This is a genomic window from Bartonella grahamii ATCC 700132, assembly GCF_000518085.1.
Lineage (GTDB): Bacteria > Pseudomonadota > Alphaproteobacteria > Rhizobiales > Rhizobiaceae > Bartonella > Bartonella grahamii.
Map to the genome: position 1 here is coordinate 1 of NZ_JACX01000029.1, position 2,500 is coordinate 2,500.

2 tRNA genes and 2 rRNA genes (1 of these 4 cut by a window edge) are annotated in these 2,500 nt (G+C 43.9%); all 4 read left to right on the plus strand.

The annotated features are described in order from the left end of the window. Positions 1-58, plus strand: a 16S ribosomal RNA gene (locus U736_RS0107695); the annotation flags it as partial. A gap of 502 nt (positions 59-560) precedes the next feature. Further along, a tRNA-Ile gene (locus U736_RS0107705) sits at positions 561-637 on the plus strand. Positions 638-886: 249 nt separating this feature from the next. Beyond that, positions 887-962: transfer RNA gene (locus U736_RS0107710), tRNA-Ala, on the plus strand. A 442-nt stretch (positions 963-1,404) separates the two neighbouring features. Further along, a 23S ribosomal RNA gene (locus U736_RS0107720) occupies positions 1,405-2,500 on the plus strand (it continues 1,719 nt past the right edge of the window).

Consider the following 2,500-nt stretch of genomic DNA (forward strand, 5'->3'; position numbering starts at 1 on the left):
TGGGGTGAAGTCGTAACAAGGTAGCCGTAGGGGAACCTGTGGCTGGATCACCTCCTTTCTAAGGATGATCAAGAATAGGGCTTGTTAAAAATCCCTCCCTTTTTGATCTGATTAGACACAAGGTTTAAACATGAGTTTGTTTAAGCCGTGCATATGACGCTAACTCTCAATGAGTCCCTCTCACAAAAAAGAGACCCCTCTTTGTAATAAAGAGGATCCCCCCCCCCCGTCTCTTTGAGGCCCCTACCTCTGTTGAGAGAAATATTTGAGGGCTTAGTGCTCATGTGTTGACAATATAAAAGCAGACTAGCCGTCTTCGTTTCTCTTTCTTCAGATGATGATCCCAAGCCTTCTGGCGATCTCTTAAAATAAAGCCTAGCGTCATAATCCCTCCACGTTTTTTCAAAGAAAAACATGCATTTCAAGGCGCTATGGATTTCAAAGACCATGGATTTACTCAGAACTTATGGGTTTTAAAAAAGGCTTTAAAAGGAAATAACTAAAAAACTTTTCCAGTAATTTAAGATGATACCGGGGAAGGTTTTCCGGTTTATCCCGGAGGGCTTGTAGCTCAGTTGGTTAGAGCGCGCGCTTGATAAGCGTGAGGTCGGAGGTTCAAGTCCTCCCAGGCCCACCAATTTATGCTCGTTTTTTGCTTATCCAAGAGTATAAAGCTTAAGCGTATTAAAGCCTCTTCAATCTTTGTTTATTTTTAAAGATTTTATTTTATCATTCAGAGATTGTTTGTTAAATTTATCCCATTAAGCTTCCAAAGAGGCTTTGTCCCTTCAGTGGTACAGATAAATTTACATGATACAAATCAAAACAGGACAGGTAATTCAAGTTGATGAATTTGGTTATGGTTGATTTGAGAGAGCATTATTTAGGGGCCGTAGCTCAGCTGGGAGAGCACCTGCTTTGCAAGCAGGGGGTCGTCGGTTCGATCCCGTCCGGCTCCACCATTTGGTCATCATCGTGTTGTGAGAACACGGTTTAGTAAGGGGGGTTATACCCTTTTGCTTGTTCTATTGAAATTGTGAAGAGAAGATATATTCAGACATGTTCCTTTTTTAAGGTTCCTTCTGAGGTGCAAGTTTTTAGCCTAAGAAAAATACTTTCTTGGGAAAATGCTTGTTGTTAAATAAAGGTTTTTGAAAGCAGATCTTTAAAAAAGATCTTAAAAGAGAAGTCTTTATCTGAAGAGGAAATCTTAATTTAGAAAAAGAGACATTGTGTCGCAAGGGAATGCTCAAAACCCTTGCTTATGATTGGAAGCTTAACCGCGCCATTGAATATATCTCGAGAAGCTGGTCTTTTCTGCTGATATTTATGTTTATTTTGCGCTTTGTTTTGCACAAGACAAAGAATGCGGACAAACAGTGAATGAATATTGGCAATGAGAACGATCAAGTGTCTTAAGGGCATTTGGTGGATGCCTTGGCATGCACAGGCGATGAAGGACGTGATACGCTGCGATAAGCTACGGGGAGGTGCGAATAACCTTTGATCCGTAGATCTCCGAATGGGGCAACCCACCTTTGATGGCTAGAAAAATTAAGCTGTTTTTGCAAAAAGACAGTTTAGTTTTCTAGTCGTCAGATAAAGGTATCTACACCTGAATAAAATAGGGTGTAAGAAGCAAACGCAGGGAACTGAAACATCTAAGTACCTGTAGGAAAGGACATCAAACGAGACTCCGTTAGTAGTGGCGAGCGAACGCGGACCAGGCCAGTGGCTTAGATTAAGAAAAGTAGAAACGATTGGAAAGTCGTACCAAAGTGGGTGATAGTCCCGTATACGTAAATCTGATTTAAGTCCTAGAGTAGGGCGGGACACGTGAAATCCTGTCTGAACATGGGTCGACCACGATCCAAGCCTAAGTACTCGTGCATGACCGATAGCGCACCAGTACCGTGAGGGAAAGGTGAAAAGTACCCCGACAAGGGGAGTGAAATAGTACCTGAAACCGAATGCCTACAAACAGTCGGAGCCCAAGATTCGTTCTGGGTGACGGCGTACCTTTTGTATAATGGGTCAGCGACTTAGTCTAACGAGCAAGCTTAAGCCGGTAGGTGTAGGCGTAGCGAAAGCGAGTCTGAATAGGGCGTTCAGTTCGTTGGATTAGACCCGAAACCGAGTGATCTAGCCATGAGCAGGCTGAAGGTAAGGTAACACTTACTGAAGGGCCGAACCCGTATCTGTTGCAATAGATTGGGATGACTTGTGGCTAGGGGTGAAAGGCCAATCAAACTCGGAAATAGCTGGTTCTCCGCGAAATCTATTTAGGTAGAGCGTTAGTCGAATTCTCCAGGGGGTAGAGCACTGGATGGGCTAGGGGTCCTCACCGGATTACCAAACCTAACCAAACTCCGAATACCTGGAAGAACTAACTAGCAGACACACGGCGGGTGCTAACGTCCGTCGTGGAGAGGGAAACAACCCTGACCACCATCTAAGGTCCCCAAGTTATGGCTAAGTGGGAAAGGATGTGAGGATCCCA